The 16875-nt window shown below is 71.1% G+C and carries 15 protein-coding genes; 5 read left to right on the top strand and 10 right to left on the bottom strand.

Annotation, left to right across the window (positions count from 1 at the left end; all coding sequences use genetic code 11):
* Nucleotides 1-22: 22 nt before the first annotated feature.
* Nucleotides 23-571 carry a helix-turn-helix domain-containing protein gene (locus OG488_RS16570; RefSeq protein ID WP_329230050.1) on the top strand — a complete coding sequence of 183 codons (549 nt, stop codon included), beginning with the start codon at nucleotides 23-25 and terminating at the stop codon, nucleotides 569-571.
* Between the two features lie 40 nt (nucleotides 572-611).
* Here the strand turns inward: OG488_RS16570 and OG488_RS16565 are convergent, their stop codons facing one another.
* The 5 genes from OG488_RS16565 to OG488_RS16545 form a co-directional block, all read right to left on the bottom strand.
* The gene (locus tag OG488_RS16565; RefSeq protein ID WP_329230048.1) at nucleotides 612-1247 is read right to left on the bottom strand and encodes a LysE family translocator; all 636 of its coding nucleotides are present in this window, start codon (nucleotides 1245-1247) and stop codon (nucleotides 612-614) included.
* 59 nt (nucleotides 1248-1306) lie between these two features.
* Entirely contained in the window at nucleotides 1307-1840 is a 534-nt protein-coding gene (locus OG488_RS16560; RefSeq protein WP_329230046.1) for a putative immunity protein, read from the bottom strand.
* An 11-nt stretch (nucleotides 1841-1851) separates the two neighbouring features.
* Nucleotides 1852-2094 (bottom strand): DUF397 domain-containing protein, encoded by a 243-nt coding sequence (locus OG488_RS16555; RefSeq protein ID WP_329230044.1) that lies wholly within the window; start codon nucleotides 2092-2094, stop codon nucleotides 1852-1854.
* Nucleotides 2095-2367: 273 nt separating this feature from the next.
* Nucleotides 2368-3645: a peptidase gene (locus tag OG488_RS16550; RefSeq protein WP_329230042.1), complete on the bottom strand. Its 1278-nt coding sequence runs from the start codon at nucleotides 3643-3645 to the stop codon at nucleotides 2368-2370.
* Nucleotides 3646-3929: 284 nt separating this feature from the next.
* The gene (locus OG488_RS16545; protein WP_329230041.1) at nucleotides 3930-4673 is read right to left on the bottom strand and encodes a DUF4232 domain-containing protein; all 744 of its coding nucleotides are present in this window, start codon (nucleotides 4671-4673) and stop codon (nucleotides 3930-3932) included.
* A gap of 396 nt (nucleotides 4674-5069) precedes the next feature.
* Between OG488_RS16545 and OG488_RS16540 the strand changes: the two genes are divergently transcribed.
* The gene (locus OG488_RS16540) at nucleotides 5070-6497 is read left to right on the top strand and encodes a transcriptional regulator (RefSeq protein WP_329230039.1); all 1428 of its coding nucleotides are present in this window, start codon (nucleotides 5070-5072) and stop codon (nucleotides 6495-6497) included.
* An 85-nt stretch (nucleotides 6498-6582) separates the two neighbouring features.
* Here OG488_RS16540 and OG488_RS16535 read toward each other — a convergent pair whose 3' ends face one another.
* Nucleotides 6583-7509: an RNA polymerase sigma-70 factor gene (locus OG488_RS16535; RefSeq protein ID WP_329238722.1), complete on the bottom strand. Its 927-nt coding sequence runs from the start codon at nucleotides 7507-7509 to the stop codon at nucleotides 6583-6585.
* Between the two features lie 210 nt (nucleotides 7510-7719).
* Between OG488_RS16535 and OG488_RS16530 the strand changes: the two genes are divergently transcribed.
* Nucleotides 7720-8205 (top strand): carboxymuconolactone decarboxylase family protein, encoded by a 486-nt coding sequence (locus tag OG488_RS16530; RefSeq protein WP_329230037.1) that lies wholly within the window; start codon nucleotides 7720-7722, stop codon nucleotides 8203-8205.
* Between the two features lie 95 nt (nucleotides 8206-8300).
* Here the strand turns inward: OG488_RS16530 and argS are convergent, their stop codons facing one another.
* Nucleotides 8301-10070, bottom strand: a complete 1770-nt coding sequence (argS, locus tag OG488_RS16525) for an arginine--tRNA ligase (RefSeq protein ID WP_329230035.1) — start codon at nucleotides 10068-10070, stop codon at nucleotides 8301-8303.
* A gap of 145 nt (nucleotides 10071-10215) precedes the next feature.
* Between argS and lysS the strand changes: the two genes are divergently transcribed.
* Nucleotides 10216-11976, top strand: a complete 1761-nt coding sequence (gene lysS / locus OG488_RS16520) for a lysine--tRNA ligase (RefSeq protein WP_329230033.1) — start codon at nucleotides 10216-10218, stop codon at nucleotides 11974-11976.
* A gap of 65 nt (nucleotides 11977-12041) precedes the next feature.
* Here the strand turns inward: lysS and OG488_RS16515 are convergent, their stop codons facing one another.
* The 3 genes from OG488_RS16515 to OG488_RS16505 all read right to left on the bottom strand — a co-directional run bounded on the left by OG488_RS16515 (nucleotide 12042) and on the right by OG488_RS16505 (nucleotide 15508).
* The gene (locus OG488_RS16515) at nucleotides 12042-13412 is read right to left on the bottom strand and encodes a DUF2637 domain-containing protein (RefSeq protein ID WP_443074220.1); all 1371 of its coding nucleotides are present in this window, start codon (nucleotides 13410-13412) and stop codon (nucleotides 12042-12044) included.
* A 191-nt stretch (nucleotides 13413-13603) separates the two neighbouring features.
* On the bottom strand, nucleotides 13604-14434 hold the full coding sequence (locus OG488_RS16510; protein ID WP_329230030.1) for a DUF3558 domain-containing protein: 831 nt from the start codon (nucleotides 14432-14434) through the stop codon (nucleotides 13604-13606).
* A gap of 261 nt (nucleotides 14435-14695) precedes the next feature.
* On the bottom strand, nucleotides 14696-15508 hold the full coding sequence (locus tag OG488_RS16505) for a DUF3558 domain-containing protein (RefSeq protein ID WP_329230028.1): 813 nt from the start codon (nucleotides 15506-15508) through the stop codon (nucleotides 14696-14698).
* A gap of 171 nt (nucleotides 15509-15679) precedes the next feature.
* Here OG488_RS16505 and OG488_RS16500 point away from each other — a divergent pair, with 171 nt between their 5' ends.
* Nucleotides 15680-16873, top strand: coding sequence for an RtcB family protein (locus tag OG488_RS16500; protein ID WP_329230026.1), 1194 nt, complete (start codon nucleotides 15680-15682; stop codon nucleotides 16871-16873).
* Nucleotides 16874-16875: the final 2 nt, after the last annotated feature.

Below are 16875 nucleotides of genomic sequence, written 5' to 3'. Positions count from 1 at the left end.
TCGAAGATGAGAACATGCGTCCATGGAAACGGTTGATCTGCTCCTGCACCCGGTACGGATGCGCCTCGTGCACGCCATGCACGACGGGCGGACCCGCACGACGACCGAACTCTGCGCTCTGCTGCCCGACGTCTCGAAGGCCACCGTCTACCGGCACGTCGGTCTCCTGGCGGAGGGCGGTCTCCTGGCCGTCGAGGAGGAGCAGCGGGTGCGCGGCGCCGTCGAGCGGCGCTACCGGCTGCTACGGGACCGCGCGGTGATCGACGCCGCGACGGCGGCGTCCCTGTCGCCCGAGGACTACCGCCGGGCCTTCGCTGTCGCCATGGCCACCCTGACGGCGGAGTTCCACGCCTACCTCGACGGCGAGTGGGCCGACCCGGCCGCCGACCTGGTCGGATTCCGCCAGCATGCGCTGTGGCTCGACCCGGACGAACTCCAGGAGCTGATCGCCGAGTTGCGTGCCGTGATCGTCCCCCGCCTGGCCTTCGGCCCGGCGCCGGAGCGCACACGGCATCTGCTCAGCCCTGTGCTCTTCCCGGCGCGGACCCGGCCCGAGCCCGCCGCCGACTGACCCGGACAGCGCCCGGCCACGGGCTTCGCCGCGCTGTCCGTCAGTCGGTCAGGGCCAGCCGCACCGCGAAGCCCGCGATGACCGCACCGGTGATCCGGTCGAGCAGCGCGCGGGCGCGCGGCTTGCGCAGCCAGGTGCCCAGAACGGTGGCGAAGGCGATGAGGAGGGCGGACCAGACCACGCCCAGAGCGATGTGGACGCCGGTCAGCACCAGCCCCGTGGAGAAGTGGTCGGCGCCGGCCGGAACGAACTGCGGCAGCACGGCCACGTAGAAGGCGCCCATCTTCGGGTTGAGCAGGTTGGTCAGGGCGCCCTGCCGCCAGCCGGCGGAGAGGGTGTCCGCGCCGGTCGTGAGCGCGGCCGGGGTCTCGGCGGTGGCCCGGTCGCGGAAGGTGTCGCGGACCATCCGGAACGCCATCCAGAGCAGATACGCGGCGCCCGCCCAGCGCAGGACCTCGTAGGCGATGTGGGACGCGGTGAAGAGAGCGGTCACGCCGAGCGAGGTGAGCGCGCCCCAGGCGAGGGTGCCGGACTGGATGCCGAGGACGACTCCCCAGGCGCGGGCCCGTCGGCCGAGGGCCGCGGTGCGCAGGACGAGGGCCGTGTCCAGGCCGGGTGTGAGAGTGAGGAGCCCTACGACGAGGGCGAAGGACCAAAGCGATGTGCCTGTTGCCATGGAACTCCAGCCTAAGGGAGAAACCGCTGGTCACAGACGTGTGAGGGCTGTGCCGTGCGTCACCGGCGCAGGCCGTCGTCCAGCATGCGGATCAGCTCCCCGACGCGTCCGCCGCCGGTCGGCGCCGCCGGATAGCGCGCGAGTACGTCCACGACGCCCGGTGTCGCGCGTCCCACCGCTCGCTCGACGTGAGCGGCGCCCACGGCTGGATCGTCGCCGGCGAGCAGCTCGGCCGTCCTGGCCGCGTGGGCGGCTGCTCCGAGGATGTGCTTGACCTGGGTGGCCTTGGGCAGCGGATGCAGATAGGCGGAACCCGCGGCTGCCATCGCCGCCCGGGCGGCCTCGCGGCCGGCCGGGGTGTCCGCGCACTTCGCCGCCTTGAGCGCCGCCCATGCCGTGTCGCGCAGAGCCTTTCCGCGCTCGCCGCCCCGCGCGAACTCCCAGGCGGCGCCGATCGCTTCACGAGGGCGCGTGTCGTCGGGCTGCTCGGCCTCGAAGGCCTCCAGCGCGCTGTCCGCGCAGGCTGAGGCGAACGCCGTCACCTCACGCAGGTCCTGCGTGCTCAGCTCGATCTCGCCCGCTTCGTCCGCCACGGCTTCGAGGCTCAACGCCCCGCGGCGTACGCGGTGAAGGACGACCAGGCTGCGGGGGCGACGGTGAAGGTGGGGCCGTCAGGGTTCTTGGAGTCGCGGACGTGGATCGCGGAGGGATGCGCGGCGACTTCGAGGCAGTTGCCGCCGTCGCTACCGCTGTAGCTGGACTTGCGCCAGTCGTAGGCGACTTCGAGGCACTCGCCGCCCTCACTACCGCTGTAGCTCGACTTGAACCACGTACGTGCGGTGCTCATTGCTCTCCTCGCAGCCGGTCCAACAGGCCCTTCGTGGCGTCGGTGTCGAGGGCCTGCGTCCGCAGCATCGCATATCGGTCGTGCGGTGCGTTCTCCGGGACCGGGCCGGTGTGAGGACGGCGCCGAAGTGAGGACCGCGCCCATGTGCGGGTCGCGCCGGCGGCCGGCGCGGGTCGTGACACAGCGGCGGGCCCGGCACCGTTGTCCGGTGCCGGGCCCGCCTATTGGTCATCGCCCGGGGTGGGGTGCCTGGCCGGCATCCCGCCTCAGGGGTCAGGCGTGGGTGCCGGCCTTGCGGCGGCGTACGACGAACACCGCGCCCGCGCCGATCGCCAGGGCCGCGCCGCTCGCGAGGGCGAGCTGCGACGTCGCGTCGGACGCGCCCGTGGCGGCGAGGGTGCCGCTCGCCGGTGTGGCCGACGCGCCGGTCTGCGGCGTGAGGTTGGAGTTGGGCTTGGTGCTGGGCTCGGCGTCCGGGACCTTGCCGGGGTTGCTGCCCGCCGCGGCGATCATGAACTCGTAGCCCTCGAGGTCGGGGCTCCCGCCGCAGGTGCCGTTGTCGTTCCAGTAGTCACCGGCGACGAAGGTGACGCCGTTGCCCGCGGGGGCCTTGGCGTCGATGGAGAGGCGCATCTTGATGTCGGCGTGGGCACCGGCCTTCAGCGGGCTGATGCGGTCCATGTAGTTCTCGTTGTCCACGTTCTTCCACGTGGTGGACGAGGCGGAGGACCACTGCAGGTGCACCAGGTGGTCGAGGTCCTTCAGGCCGGTCTTGTCGGTCGCGTGGACGTAGGCGAAGGGGTACACCTCGTCCATCGTCTTCTTGGTGCCGTTGGTCACCCGGAGCTTGAAGTCGGTCTTGGTACCGGCGACGACGGTGGACGGCAGACCGGTGACGACCGTGGTGAGCTTGGCTTCGGGGACGCAGGTCTCGTCCTCGCCGTCGCCCTCGGCCTCCTCCTCCTTCGCCTTGGCCAGGGCCTCGTCGGCGGCCTTCTTGTCGGCGAGCGCCTGCTCGAGCGCCTTCCGGGTCCTGTGCAGCTCGGTCGAGGCGGCGACCCGGTAGTCGTCGAGCGCGGTCCCGGCCTTCTCGGCCTCGGCGTCGGCGGCGACCTTGGCCTCATCAGCGGCCTTGGCGGCGGCCTTCGCGTCGGTGAGCGCGGTCTCCGCCGCGCTCCTCTCCTCGTCGGTGGCCGTGTCCGAGAGGTCGTCGAACGCGGCCTGCGCGTCGAGGACGGCCTGGTCGGCGGTGGTCTTCGCGGTGGCGGCCGCCACTGCGGTGTCCTGGGCGGCCTTGGCGGCCACGGCCAGGGGGGCGGTGTCGGACGCAGCCGCCTCCATGGCCGCCTCGGCGGCGTCCACGGCCGCCGAGGCGTCGTCGTACAGCGCCTGTGCCGCGGCGGCGGCCTTCTCCAGCTCCGCGACGGACGGCTTGCTCTGCGTCTGCGCAGCCGGCTTGTCGTCTGCGAACGCGGGGGTGACCGACAGCAGGACCACCGGCGTGGTGACGGCGGCGGCAACAGCGGTGGCAAGAATGCGGCGAATCTTCACAAGGACCCTTCGGGGTACGGAACAAGAAAAAGAAGAAGGGGTCGCAGCGGAAATGGGGCACGCAGATGCGACGTGAGCTGATCGTATGACCGGAAAGGCAATCGAGCGTCACGCTTTCTTCACACGCTCCCGCTCATACCACATCCTTGCGGCGGACAGAAAAGGCGAAAGGGTGCAGTTGCCTTCCCTGCCTGTGGTTTCGCTGTGATCAATGCCACAGGGGCAGGGTCGCGGCGTTCCGGGAGCCCGTCGCGGCCCTGCCCTGCACTGCCCGTTCGAGCTGGTCAGTACATGAGGGCGTCGTCCATGTCGGTCTGCCAGTACGTCACGGCCAGCGTGCTGTCGACGTAGACCTTCTTGCCGAGGGGGACGTTCACCATCGGGCCCGCCGAGCCGCCGTCGCGCCCCTGGAAGCCGACGGTCAGGTCCTTGGCCGAGTAGCCGCCCGTGCCGCTGCCGTCGGCGGACGAGGTCATGACGCCGGTGTACGCGGACTCGCCGGGGGCGAGGACGACGACGGACTGCGGCACGCTGTCCTCTACGACCTGGGGCACGGACTGCGCCTCGCCGAACCGGAGGAACGGGTAGGAGTAGGCGGAGCAGGACGTCGAGCCGGTGTTGGTCACCGTGAGCAGCATGTGGTTGACGGGGCGCGGGACGCTCGTGATCGTGAGCTTCGTGTCGGCGCCGGTGCAGGTGGCCGGGGACGTACCGGTGCCGCCCTTGCCGCTGCTGTCCGCCGGCTCGGCCGCAGGCTTCGCGGCAGGCCGTACGGCGGAGGAACCGGAATCCTTTCCGTCACCCGAACCGGAGTCGGTGGTGCCCGGCTTTCCGGTCGTCTCCGTGCCCGTGTCCGCCACCGGGGCCGCGGAGGTGCCCGCGGCCGGCGCCTGGGCCGCAGGGTCGCCGGAGCCGCCCGCGGGCTCCGTGCTCCCGCTCTGGCAGGCCGTCAGGGACAGGGCGGCGATCAGTGCGGCGGTGCCCAGGGTGGTGGTGCGGGCGGCGTGGCGGAAGCGAAGGTCACGCATGAGTGGTTCTCCCCGTTCGATGGTGATGAGTTGCCCGGAGCGCCGAGTTGGCGCCCTGAGGTGCGGGCGGGTGTACTGAGCGGTGACGCATGATCAGAGGCGTTACAGGAGTGCGATGACAACCGCGACGCAGGCGATCAGCACTCCCACGGCGACCACGTCGGTCAGGCTCAGCTCAGGTCGATTGCGCACGGCGGCTCCCGGGACGGGTGAGGGTGGGATGTACGGGTCGCGGGGAACGCCGCGGTGTGTCCACATCCTTTCCAGCCCCGGAATCCGGTCGCAACGGCTGCCGGGGCATGCGGGACGCCGGAACGCGTTCGCACCCTCTGACCTGCGCGGACATCACCTCCCTGGAATGCCTTTCCGGGAAGGAACGGAAGGGGAACGGTCGGGGTGGGCACAGAGATCCAGGATTTCGCGGAGCTGCTCAGGGGGCTGAAGACGCGGTCCGGGCTCAGCTACGGGGCGCTCGCCCAGAAGCTGCACATGAGCACCTCGACCGTGCACCGGTACTGCAACGGGGATGCCGTCCCTCATGACTACGCGCCCGTCGAGCGCTTCGCGCGCGTGTGCCGGGCGTCCGGCGACGAGTTGGTGGCGCTGCACCGTAAGTGGATCCTCGCCGACGAGGCGAAGCGGCGCGGGGCGAGGAAGCCGGAGGCGGGCGCTGCCGCCGGCGGTTCCGGCACCCCTGCCGCTGCCCTGCCCACCCTCGCCGGCTCTGGTCCCGCCGTGCCGCCACCGGCCGAAGCCGAGCCGGCCACGCCGGTGCCCGAGGCTGCGGCTCCCGTCGGTGCGGAACCTCAAGCGGAATCAAGCTATCGACCAGAAGCGGAATCCGTACCGGAGGACGTGACACCCGAGGGACCCCGCCCGGGAGCCGTCCCCGATCCGCGCCGCCGTACCACCCGGAGACTGCGGGTCCTGCTCACCGCGGTGGCGGTCGTGGCGCTCACCGTGCCGGTGGCCCTCGTCGTACGAGGACTCGGCAACGACGCGCCGGCTGACGGCAAGCAGTCGGACGCGGCGTTCAGCCACGTCCCCGTGGGGCCGAGCGGCCGTGCGGGCGCGAGCACGAGCGGGAAGCCGAGCACCAGCGGCAGTCCGTCCGCGACGCCCGGTACGAGCACGTCCTCGCCCGGTGGCGCGCGCGGTGGCCGGGCGACGCCCTCGCCCTCCTCACGCGGGCCGCAGAGCGACGGGGTCCCCGTCCACGCCACCATCAGCTCGTACAACTGGGAGTCGCCCTGCGGGCAGTACTACATGCTCGACCAGGAGCCCGACGACGTCCCCCCGCCGCCCCCGCCGCAGGACACCCGTGGCTGGGCGCGGGCTCTCGGGGGTGTGGACGGGGGTGACATGAAGCTCGAACTCACCGTCCAGGGAACGTCCGGCGAGGCGGTCGTGCTGAACGGGCTGCACGTGCGGGTGCTGGGGCGCGACGCGGCGCTCGCCCGGTCCGCGTACTCGATGGGCAACGGCTGCGGGAGCGGGATCACGCCGCAGTCCTTCGAGATCGACCTGGACGACAGCCGGCCACGCTCGAAGCCCGTCGCGGGGACCGAAGGGGACACGGTCGTCCCCGCGAAGGACTTCCCGTACCGGGTGAGCTCCACCGACGTCGAGGTCTTCAACCTCGACGCGCACGTGGAGGGGCACGACGTGACCTGGTACCTGGAGCTGGAGTGGACCAGCGGAGGCCGGAGCGGCGTTCTGCGCGTCGACGACGGGGGCAAGCCGTTCCGTACGAGCGGCCTCACCGCCCGGCCGGAGTACTACTACCGCTCGGACACGGCTCAGTGGGTGCCGGCCGAGCAGTGACCAGGGCGCCGGGGCGTTCGGACGCGCGCCCCGGCGGCCGGGGCGCGGGACCTTCGGCCCTGTCCGCCCCGGAGGCGTGTCCGGCTCAGCGGTGCAGGGAGGTCTCCCGCTCCATGCGGGACAGCTTCTCGGGGTTGCGCACGGCGTAGAGGCCGGTGATGCGGCCGTCGTGGACATGCGCCGCCACGACGGTGTCGAGTACGCCGTCGAGCCGGAGGACCAGGGCCGGTGAGCCGTTGACCTGCGCCGGCCGGATCGTCAGCCCGACCGCCCTGCCGAGTCCGTTGGCCAGCAGCCGGGCCACCTTGTCGGCCCCGACGACGGGGCGGAGGACGGACTGCCTGATCCCGCCGCCGTCGCCGAGGAGGACGACGTCCGGGGCGAGGACGTCGAGCAGGCCCTGCAGGTCGCCCGTCTCGGTCGCCTGGCGGAACGCGTCGAGCGCGTCCCGGGTCTCGGCCCGGGAGACGGTCCCGCGCGGCCGGCGCGCCGCGACGTGCGCCCGTGCGCGGTGGGCGGTCTGGCGGACGGCGGCCGGGCTCTTGCCGACGGCGTCGGCGATCTCCTCGTACCCGAGGTCGAACACCTCGCGCAGTACGAACACCGCACGCTCGCCCGGCGCGAGTGTCTCCATCACCAGCAGCATCGCCATGGAGACGCTGTCGGCCAGCTCGACGTCGTCGGCCACGTCCGGCGCGGTGAGCAGCGGTTCGGGCAGCCAGGTGCCGACGTAGGACTCCTTGCGGCGGCCGAGCGTGCGCAGGCGGCCGAGCGACTGCCGGGTGGTGATCCGCACCAGGTAGGCACGCCGGTCGCGGACCGTGCCGAGATCGACGCCCGCCCACCGCAGCCACGTCTCCTGCAGGACGTCCTCGGCGTCGGCCGCCGAGCCGAGCATCTCGTAGGCGACGGTGAAGAGCAGGTTGCGATGGGCGACGAACGCCTCGGTGGCGGGATCGGCGCGTCCCTCGTCGGTGAGCTGCTGCTCCGCGCGTGTGTGTTCGCTCTCCACCGGCTGCTGCTCCGTGCCTGTGTGTTCGCTCTCCACCGGATGCTCCTGCCTGTCGGCTCTCGACGGTCTCCCGTGCACAGGACACCGCGCCCCGCCGATCTGTGACAGCCGGGCGCGGTGGTGCTCGTCACACGGGCGGCCTGTCACACCGTGCGTGCCGTCGGCATCTCTTGTTCATCCGGTGCAGGACACACGAGTGAGGACGACACGATGAACGCACGGTTCAACCTGTTCGAGAACGAGGTCGGCAGCCGGTTCGCCAAGCGGTTCGCCGGCATGGCCCTGGTGCTCCAGCAGTCGCCGCTGCCGCGGTCCACGCAGGAGCTGGTGGCGCTGCGCGCCAGCCAGATCAACGGATGCGGCCACTGCGTCGACATGCACGTCAAGGAAGCGACCGCCGCGGGCGAGACCGCGGCCAGGCTCCACCTGGTCGCCGCCTGGCGCGAGTCCACGGTCTTCACCGGGGCCGAGCGGGCCGCGCTGGCGCTCGCCGAGGAGGGCACCCGGCTGGCCGACGCCCACCAGGGCGTGTCGGACGAGACGTGGGCCCAGGTGCGCGAGCACTACGACGACGACGCCACCGCCGCACTGATCGCGACGGTCGCCCTGATCAACGCGGCCAACCGGCTCGCCGTGATCACACACCAGAAGGGCGGCTCCTACGAGCCGGGCGCCTTCGCCGCCGCGCTCGACTGACCGGGTCCCGAAAGGAATCGCCCGTGCGGGACGGTGTCCCGCACGGGCGATTCCCGTGGTGCGCCCGGCTGCCGCAGCGGCTGCCGGGGGCGGAGTCAGAGGCGCTCGGGCGTCCTGATGCCGAGCAGCTTCATGCCCTGGTGGAGGGTGCGGGCGGTGAGCTCGACGAGGAACAGCCGGTTCTCGACGACCTCCGCCGGGTTCTCGTCGCTCAGCACCTGGCACTGGTCGTAGAACGTGGTGAGGTGCGAGGCCAGCTGGTAGAGGTACGCGGCCAGCTTGTGCGGCTCGTACCCCGTGGCCACCTCCTCCAGGACCGCGCCGAACTGGTCCAGGTGCAGGCCCAGCGCGCGCTCGGCCGGGGCCAGCTCCAGCTCCGGGTGCGCGGCGGGCTTCGCGTCGCCCGCCTTGCGGAGGATGGAGCGGATCCGGGCGTAGGCGTACTGGAGGTACACCGACGTGTCGCCGTTCAGCGACACCATCTGGTCCAGGTCGAACTTGTAGTCCCGCACGGCGGAGGTCGACAGGTCGGCGTACTTCACGGCGCCCACACCGACGTACCGGCCGTTCTCGACGATCTCGTCCTCGGAGAGGCCCACCTTCTCGGCCTTCTCCCGGACCACGGCGGTAGCCCGCTCGACGGCCTCGTCGAGGAGGTCCTCCAGCCGGACGGTGACGCCCTCACGGGTCTTGAAGGGCTTGCCGTCCTTGCCGAGGACCGTGCCGAAGGCCAGCTGGTGCGCCGTGACGCCCTCGTCGAGCCAGCCGGCGCGGCGGGCCGTCTCGAAGACCATCTTGAAGTGCAGGGACTGCCGGGCGTCCACGACGTAGACCAGGGTGTCGGCCTTGAGCTGCTGGACCCGGTCGCGGATGGCGGAGAGGTCGGTGGCCGCGTAGCCGTAGCCGCCGTTGGACTTCTTCACGATGAGCGGGACCGGGTTGCCGTCCGGGCCCTTCACGTCGTCGAAGAACACGCACAGGGCGCCCTCGGAGCGGACGGCGACGCCCGTCTCCTCCAGGATCCGGCAGGTCTCCTCGAGCATGTCGTTGTAGCCGGACTCACCGACGATGTCGGGGTCGTCGATGACCATGTCGAGCTTGTCGAAGACGGAGTAGAAGTAGATCTTCGACTCGTCGACGAAGCGCTGCCAGTGCGCCAGGGTCTCCGGATCGCCGGCCTGGAGGGCCACCACCCGGTCGCGGGAGCGCGCCTTGAACTCCTCGTCGGAGTCGAAGAGGACCCGCGACGCCTTGTAGACGCGGTTCAGCGACGACATCGCCGCCTCGCCGTCGGCCTGGTCGTCCTCGTGCTTCAGCTCGTCCGGGTGCTCGAAGAGGTACTGGATGAGCATGCCGAACTGCGTGCCCCAGTCGCCGATGTGGTGGCGCCGGACGACGTTCTCGCCGGTGAACTCGAGGATCTGGACCACGGCGTCGCCGATGACCGCCGACCGCAGGTGGCCGACGTGCATCTCCTTGGCCACGTTCGGCTGGGCGTAGTCGACGACGGTCGTGCCCGCGGAGGACTTCAGCGGGACGCCGAGCCGGTCGCCGTCGGCCGCACGCGCGGCGAGCGTCTCGACGATCGCCCGGTCGGTGAGGGTGATGTTCAGGAAGCCGGGGCCGGAGACCTCGATGTCCTTGATCAGCTCACCCGCCGGAAGGGCCGCCGTGACCTGGGACGCCAGCTCACGCGGGTTGCCCTTGAGCTTCTTGGCGAGCGCGAGGATGCCGTTGGCCTGGAAGTCGGCCCGGTCGCTTCGGCGCAGCAGCGGGTCCGCGGCGCCGGCATCCGGCAGTGCTGCCGTCAGGGCGTCCGCGAGCTGCTGCTCGAGCGTGGAAGCGAGGGAAGGGACCGAAGCCATGAGACGGCTGCCGTTTCCGTAGGAGACAAAGGATCACCCCAGTATCCCACGGGGTGCAAAGCCGTTTTCGCGCTACGGGCGGCACCTGGGAGAATGGGGGTGCCCTTCGTGGGCGTCCCCTACGAGTCCTACACGAGAGAAGGACGTGCCGACCGTGGCTTCGAGTCAGAGCAGCACCGAGACCGACTGGGTCTCCCGCTTCGCGGACGATGTCATCGCCGAATCGGAGCGACGTGCGCCTGGCAAACCGGTCGTCGTCGCGTCCGGCCTCTCCCCGTCGGGCCCGATCCACCTGGGCAACCTCCGCGAGGTCATGACCCCGCACCTCGTCGCCGACGAGATCCGCCGCCGCGGGTACACCGTGCGTCACCTGATCTCCTGGGACGACTACGACCGCTACCGCAAGGTGCCGAACGGCGTCGAGGGCGTCGACGACTCCTGGCAGGCCCACATCGGCAAGCCGCTGACCTCGGTGCCCGCCCCGGCCGGGTCGGCGTACCCGAACTGGGCCGAGCACTTCAAGGCCGCGATGACCCGGGCGCTGGACGAGCTGGGCGTCGAGTACGACGGCATCAGCCAGACCGAGCAGTACCTGGCGGGCACCTACCGCGAGCAGGTCCTGCACGCGATGAGGCACCGGGCGGACATCGACGCCGTCCTGGACCGCTACCGCACCAAGAAGGACGGTGCGGCGGGGGCCAAGGGCGGCAAGAAGCCGCAGCAGAAGAAGGTCGACGAGGCCGAGCTGGAAGCGGCCGAGGGCTCGGGCGCGGCGGACGAGGACGACGGCGGCTCCGGCTCCGCCGGCTACTTCCCGTACAAGCCGTACTGCGGCAACTGCGAGAAGGACCTCACGGTCGTCACGTCCTACGACGACGACACGACCGAGCTGAACTACACCTGCTCGGCCTGCGGCTTCGCCGAGACGGTCCGGCTCAACGAGTTCAACCGCGGCAAGCTGGTCTGGAAGGTCGACTGGCCGATGCGCTGGGCCTACGAGGGCGTGATCTTCGAGCCCAGCGGCGTGGACCACTCCTCGCCCGGCTCGTCGTTCGTCGTCGGCGGCCAGATCGTGCGCGAGGTCTTCGACGGCGTCCAGCCGATCGGGCCGATGTACGCGTTCGTCGGGATCTCCGGCATGGCGAAGATGTCCTCCAGCAAGGGCGGGGTGCCGACCCCGGCCGACGCCCTGAAGATCATGGAGGCGCCGCTGCTGCGCTGGCTGTACGCGCGCCGCAGGCCGAACCAGTCCTTCAAGATCGCCTTCGACCAGGAGATCCAGCGGCTCTACGACGAGTGGGACTCGCTGGCCCGCAAGGTGGCCGACGGCACGGTGCTGCCCGCCGACGCCGCCGCCTACGCCCGGGCCGTCGGCACGGCCGCGGGGGAGCTGCCCAGCACCCCCCGCCCGCTGCCGTACCGCACGCTGGCCTCGGTCGCCGACATCACCGCCGGAGCCGAGGACCAGACGCTGCGCATCCTCAGCGAGCTCGACCCGGAGAACCCGCTGACCTCGCTCGACGAGGCGCGCCCCCGGCTCGACCGCGCCGAGAACTGGATCACCACCCAGGTCCCGGCGGAGGCCCGCACGATCGTCCGTGACGAGCCGGACAAGGAGCTGCTCGGCTCCCTGGACGAGCAGGGCCGCGAGTCGCTGCGGCTGCTGCTGGAGGGGCTCGACACGCACTGGTCGCTGGACGGCCTGACCACCCTCGTCTACGGGGTGCCGAAGGTCATGGAGGGCCTGGCGCCGGACGCCAAGCCGACGCCCGAGCTGAAGACGGCCCAGCGCTCGTTCTTCGCTCTGCTGTACCGGCTGCTCGTCGGCCGTGACACCGGGCCGCGCCTGCCCACGCTGCTCCTCGCGGTCGGGGCGGACCGGGTGCGGACCCTGCTCGGCGCGTAGCACCACGGACATGAGGACGGGCGGGCCGCTGAGCGGCTCGCCCGTCCTCATGTCCGTCGCCGTCCCTACGCGATGTGGTCGGCGGCCATCTCGTTGTCGAAGCGCTGCTTGAAGCCGGGCAGCAGCTTGCGGAGGAGTGCGGCGCTGTGCGGGTGGCGGACGTTGTGGCCGTCCGAGAGGTGGATGTCGAGCACCTCGGCGCTCGGGTAGTCCTGGTGCTGATGCGTGTACGCCGTGAACACGTCGTACGCGATCTCGCCGAACTCGATCTCGGTCTGGGCCCATTCGGCCGGGTCGGCCTCCTGCCGGTCCGGGTCCTGCCGGTCCGCGTCCTGGCGCATCGGCTGGGGCTGCTCCTGGAGCGGTCCTGCCTCCGGCTCCGGGGCGCGCGGGTGCGGGAAGGCGCCGATCGTGCCGACGTTGCCGAGCGGGCGGGTCCGGCCCGGGCCCGAGGGGATCATCACGGGGCTGGAGCCCGTGCCCTCGTCGTACTCGGGGTCGTACCCGCCTTCGTACACCTCGTCCTTGGGTGCCGCGAACCACGGGCTGTTGTGCGAGCCGGGGCCCTCGTGCGGGTACTGCTGCTCGAACTCGTCCTGCTGGACGAACCGGTCCTGCTGGTCGTACTCGTCCTGGCGGTACCGGTGGTCCTGCCGGGAACCGTGCTCCGGCTCGCCCTGCGTCTCAGGGGCGTAGGGAAGTTGGGGGTGCTGCTGCGCGGTCTCCACGGCGGCGGGGGCCGGCGGCAGGAGCGCCGGCTCGATGCCTGCGGCGGCGAGGCCGGCCGGGGCGGTCTCGGCGAGCGGGACACCGTACTTCGCCAGACGCAGGGGCATCAGCGACTCGATGGGTGCCTTGCGGCGCCAGTTGCGGCCGAAGCGTGCCTGGAGGCGGGCCTGGTAGATCAGCCGGTCCTGTTCGAGCTTGATGACCTGCTCGTAACTCCGCAGCTCCCACAGCTTCATCCGGCGCCACAGCTTGAACGTGGGGACGGGGGAGAGCAGCCAGCGGGTGAGGCGGACGCCCTCCATGTGCTTGTCGGCCGTGATGTCCGCGATACGGCCCACCGCGTGCCGTGCGGCCTCGACGGCGACGACGAACAGGATCGGGATCACCGCGTGCATGCCGGTGCCCAGCGGGTCGGGCCAGGCGGCGGCGCCGTTGAAGGCGATCGTCGCCGCGGTCAGCAGCCACGCGGTCTGGCGCAGCAGCGGGAAGGGTATGCGCATCCACGTCAGCAGCAGGTCCAGCGCGAGCAGGACGCAGATGCCCGCGTCGATGCCGATCGGGAAGACCAGGGAGAACTTCCCGAAGCCCTTCTCCTCGGCGAGTTCACGCACGGCGGCGTACGAGCCCGCGAAACCGATCGCTGCGATGAGCACGGCGCCGGCGACGACGACCCCGATGAGTACGCGGTGCGTGCGTGTCAGCTGCATGGCGGCCACCCGCGATCCCCTCCCGACTTCGATGAACCCGGCTCCACTTCGGCATCCGGGGCGGGCACAGCCTGGCACATGCCTGGCGGGCGTGCTGCGTGGGGAGGGGCCGAAGCCCGGTGCTCGCGGGAGCACCGGGCTTCGTCAAGGCACCGCTGGGCAGGGGAGTTCGTGCTCCTGCCCGGGCGCCGTCAGGTCTTCGAGGTCGCCCTGGCCTTCGCCTTCGCGGACGTCTTGGACGTCTTGGGAGATGCCTTGGCCGGAGCCTTGGAGGACGTCTTCGGGGACGGGGAGGCCGTGGACTTGTCCGGGGCGTCGGCGCCGTCGGCACCCACGGCCGCGACGGCCTCCTTGGCGGCCTTCTGCGCGTCCTTGAGGATGTCGGCCGCGGACGGGGTCTTGGCCCCCGCGAAGCCTGCTCCGTTGAAGGTGACGCTGACGACGACGTTGCCGGTGCGGGCGAGGACCGTCGCGTACTCGAAGTCCTCGTCGGACTTGCTGAGGCCGTACGTCACGGCGGTGGCCTGCTCACCGAGCCCGGCGACGGGCTTGGCCGCGGGCTTCTCGGCGCCCTCGGTCGCCTGGGCCTTGGCGACCTGCTTGGTGTACTCGTCCGTCGCGCGCTTGGCGCCGCTGCCCAGCGACTGGTCGGAGTCGAAGCGGGTGAAGCCGACGTCGAGCCAGCGGTACTGCGAGCCCTTGACGCCGTTGTCGTCCAGGCCGTTCCAGGAGCAGCTGCCGCGGGAGGCGGTGTCGCTGGACGTGCCCGGGGTGCCGCCCTTGGTCTTGGCCTTCGGGACCAGGTCCTCGATCGTCTTCTTCGCGATCGACGTGCAGGCGTCGGGCAGCGCGGCGTACTTCGCGGGCTCGACGGTCGGCTCGGACTTCTTCGCGCTGGGAGCGGACGAGGAGCCCGATTCCTTCGCGTCGCCGGAGTCCGACGAGCAGCCGGCGACGACGAGCATCACCGGAACGGCGGCGCAGGCGAGTATGCGGGACAGTCGCGGGGCTGATCGGTGCATGGTTCCTTCACTCGGACGGCACGGCGGTGTCGGTCGTGCGGGCGGGCAGTCGTGCGGGCGGTACAGCGGTCGGACGGTACAGCGGTCGGGCGGTCGCGTCGGCCGGGACGCCCGGTCGTACGTCGCGGCGGCACGCCGCTCGGCACGTCGGCCGGTGCGACGGCCGGGGGCCACGGTACGACGGACCGCGCGCGGATGCCGCCTTCGGCCGGACGCCCGGGGATGCTCCGGGGGCCCCGGTGGGGGCCTGCCGGAGGCCGGTCACTCGCTGAGGGTCTCGGCCAGTTTCCGGGCCAGGGCCTGGGCCTTCTCCTGCAGTTCCTTGCTGTCGGGAACCTCGGTCATGCGGGCGGGCTGCTCGGTGTACTCGACGGTCACGATGACGTTCGATGTGCGGAATACCACGCTCACGGTGCGGTGCTGTGCGGCGGAACCCGCCCGGGTGAGCGCGTCGTCCAGGAACGCGGCATCCCCGAGCTCGTCGAGCAGCCGCGGACGGAGGTCCTCGCCGGGGCCGATGGTGCTGCCCGACGGGTCGGCGGAGGGCGTGGCGGGAGCGGTGCCGGTCGGGGAGCCGGACGGTGTGCTGTCCGGAGACGCGGAACCCGATCCGTCGGGCGTCTCGCTGGGGGTGGCACCGCCCGGTGCCGGGAGGTCTGCCGCCTCCTGCTTCTTCGCGTACACGTCCCGGGCGCGGTCGTCGTCGCTCACCGAGGGGTCGTACGACACGACGCGCTCGAAGTCGATGGAGAGATTCCGGGCGGCGTCAGGGGCGTCCGACTTCCAGCGGCAGCCGACCTTGCGGTCGGTGTCGTAGGTGACGGTGGCCGTGCCCTCGTACACCTTCTCCTGCTGCTCCTCCGGCAGCTCGGCGGCGCCCGGCAGCAGGTCCTTGAGGGTGGAACGCGGTACGGCACGGCAGGATTCGGGCAGCGTCCGGTACTTCCCGGGAGGCGCGGCCGTGACCGTGGGGCTGCCGGGCTTGCTGTCGGCGTCGGGGTCGTCGGCGTCGGAGCCGGCGCTGCAGCCGGCGACGAGCGCTGCGAGAAGCGCGACGCCGGGTACGTACGCCATGTGTCGCACGGTCCCAGGCTCCCTTCGGTACGAAAACGGGTTGCCGCTCGATGGCGGCCGGTGGACACAATGTGTATCGCACGCGCCGCTGTGAATGCCGGTCGGCCGACCTTTATGCCGACCTCGGCACCGGTTTTGCGCTTTCAGTCTTTTCGGGGGAATCGAGGGGTTATGTCGTATGTAGAGGTACCGGGTGTGCAGGTTCCCATCCGTATGTGGGCGGATCCGGCGTCCGTCGAGGACGGCGCCATGCAGCAGCTGCGGAACGTGTCCACGCTGCCCTGGATCAAGGGCTTGGCCGTCATGCCGGACGTCCACTACGGCAAGGGCGCGACGGTCGGCTCGGTGATCGCGATGCACGGCGCGGTCTGCCCGGCCGCAGTGGGCGTCGACATCGGCTGCGGGATGTCGGCGGTGAGGACGTCGCTCACGGCCAACGACCTGCCGGGGGACCTCTCGCGACTCCGGTCGAAGATCGAGCAGGCCATTCCGGTGGGCCGGGGGATGCACGACGAAACGGTGGATCCGGGGAAGCTCCACGGCTTCCCGACCGGTGGCTGGGACGACTTCTGGTCGCGCTTCGACGGGATCGCCGAGGCGGTCAAATTCCGTCAGGAGCGGGCCGCCAAGCAGATGGGGACGCTCGGAAGCGGAAACCACTTCATCGAGTTCTGTCTCGACGAGGCCGGTTCGGTCTGGCTGATGCTGCACTCCGGGTCCCGGAACATCGGCAAGGAACTCGCCGACTTCCACATCGGACAGGCCCAGAAGCTTCCGCACAACCAGGGCCTCGTCGACCGTGACCTGGCGGTCTTCATCGCCGACACCCCGCAGATGGCGGCGTACCGCAACGACCTGTTCTGGGCGCAGGAGTACGCCAAGTACAACCGCTCGATCATGATGGGCCTCTTCCAGGACGTGGTCCGGAAGGAGTTCAAGAAGGCCCGGGTCACGTTCGAGCCCGTCATCTCCTGCCACCACAACTACGTGGCGGAGGAGCGGTACGACGGCATGGATCTGCTCGTCACCCGAAAGGGTGCGATCCGGGCGGGCTCCGGGGAGTTCGGCATCATCCCCGGGTCCATGGGGACGGGGTCGTACATCGTGAAGGGGCTCGGGAACACGAAGTCCTTCAACTCCGCCTCGCACGGCGCGGGCCGGCGGATGAGCAGGAACGCGGCCAAGCGGAGGTTCTCGACGCAGGACCTGGAGGACCAGACGCGGGGCGTGGAGTGCCGCAAGGACTCCGGTGTGGTGGACGAGATCCCGGCGGCGTACAAGCCGATCGAGCAGGTCATCGAGCAGCAGCGCGACCTGGTCGAGGTCGTCGCGAAGCTCAAGCAGCTCGTGTGCGTGAAGGGCTGAGG

The sequence above is a fragment of the Streptomyces sp. NBC_01460 genome (genome assembly GCF_036227405.1).
Lineage (GTDB): Bacteria > Actinomycetota > Actinomycetes > Streptomycetales > Streptomycetaceae > Streptomyces.
Note: the sequence above shows the minus strand (reverse complement) of the source record. Positions and strands in the feature narration are given on the sequence as shown.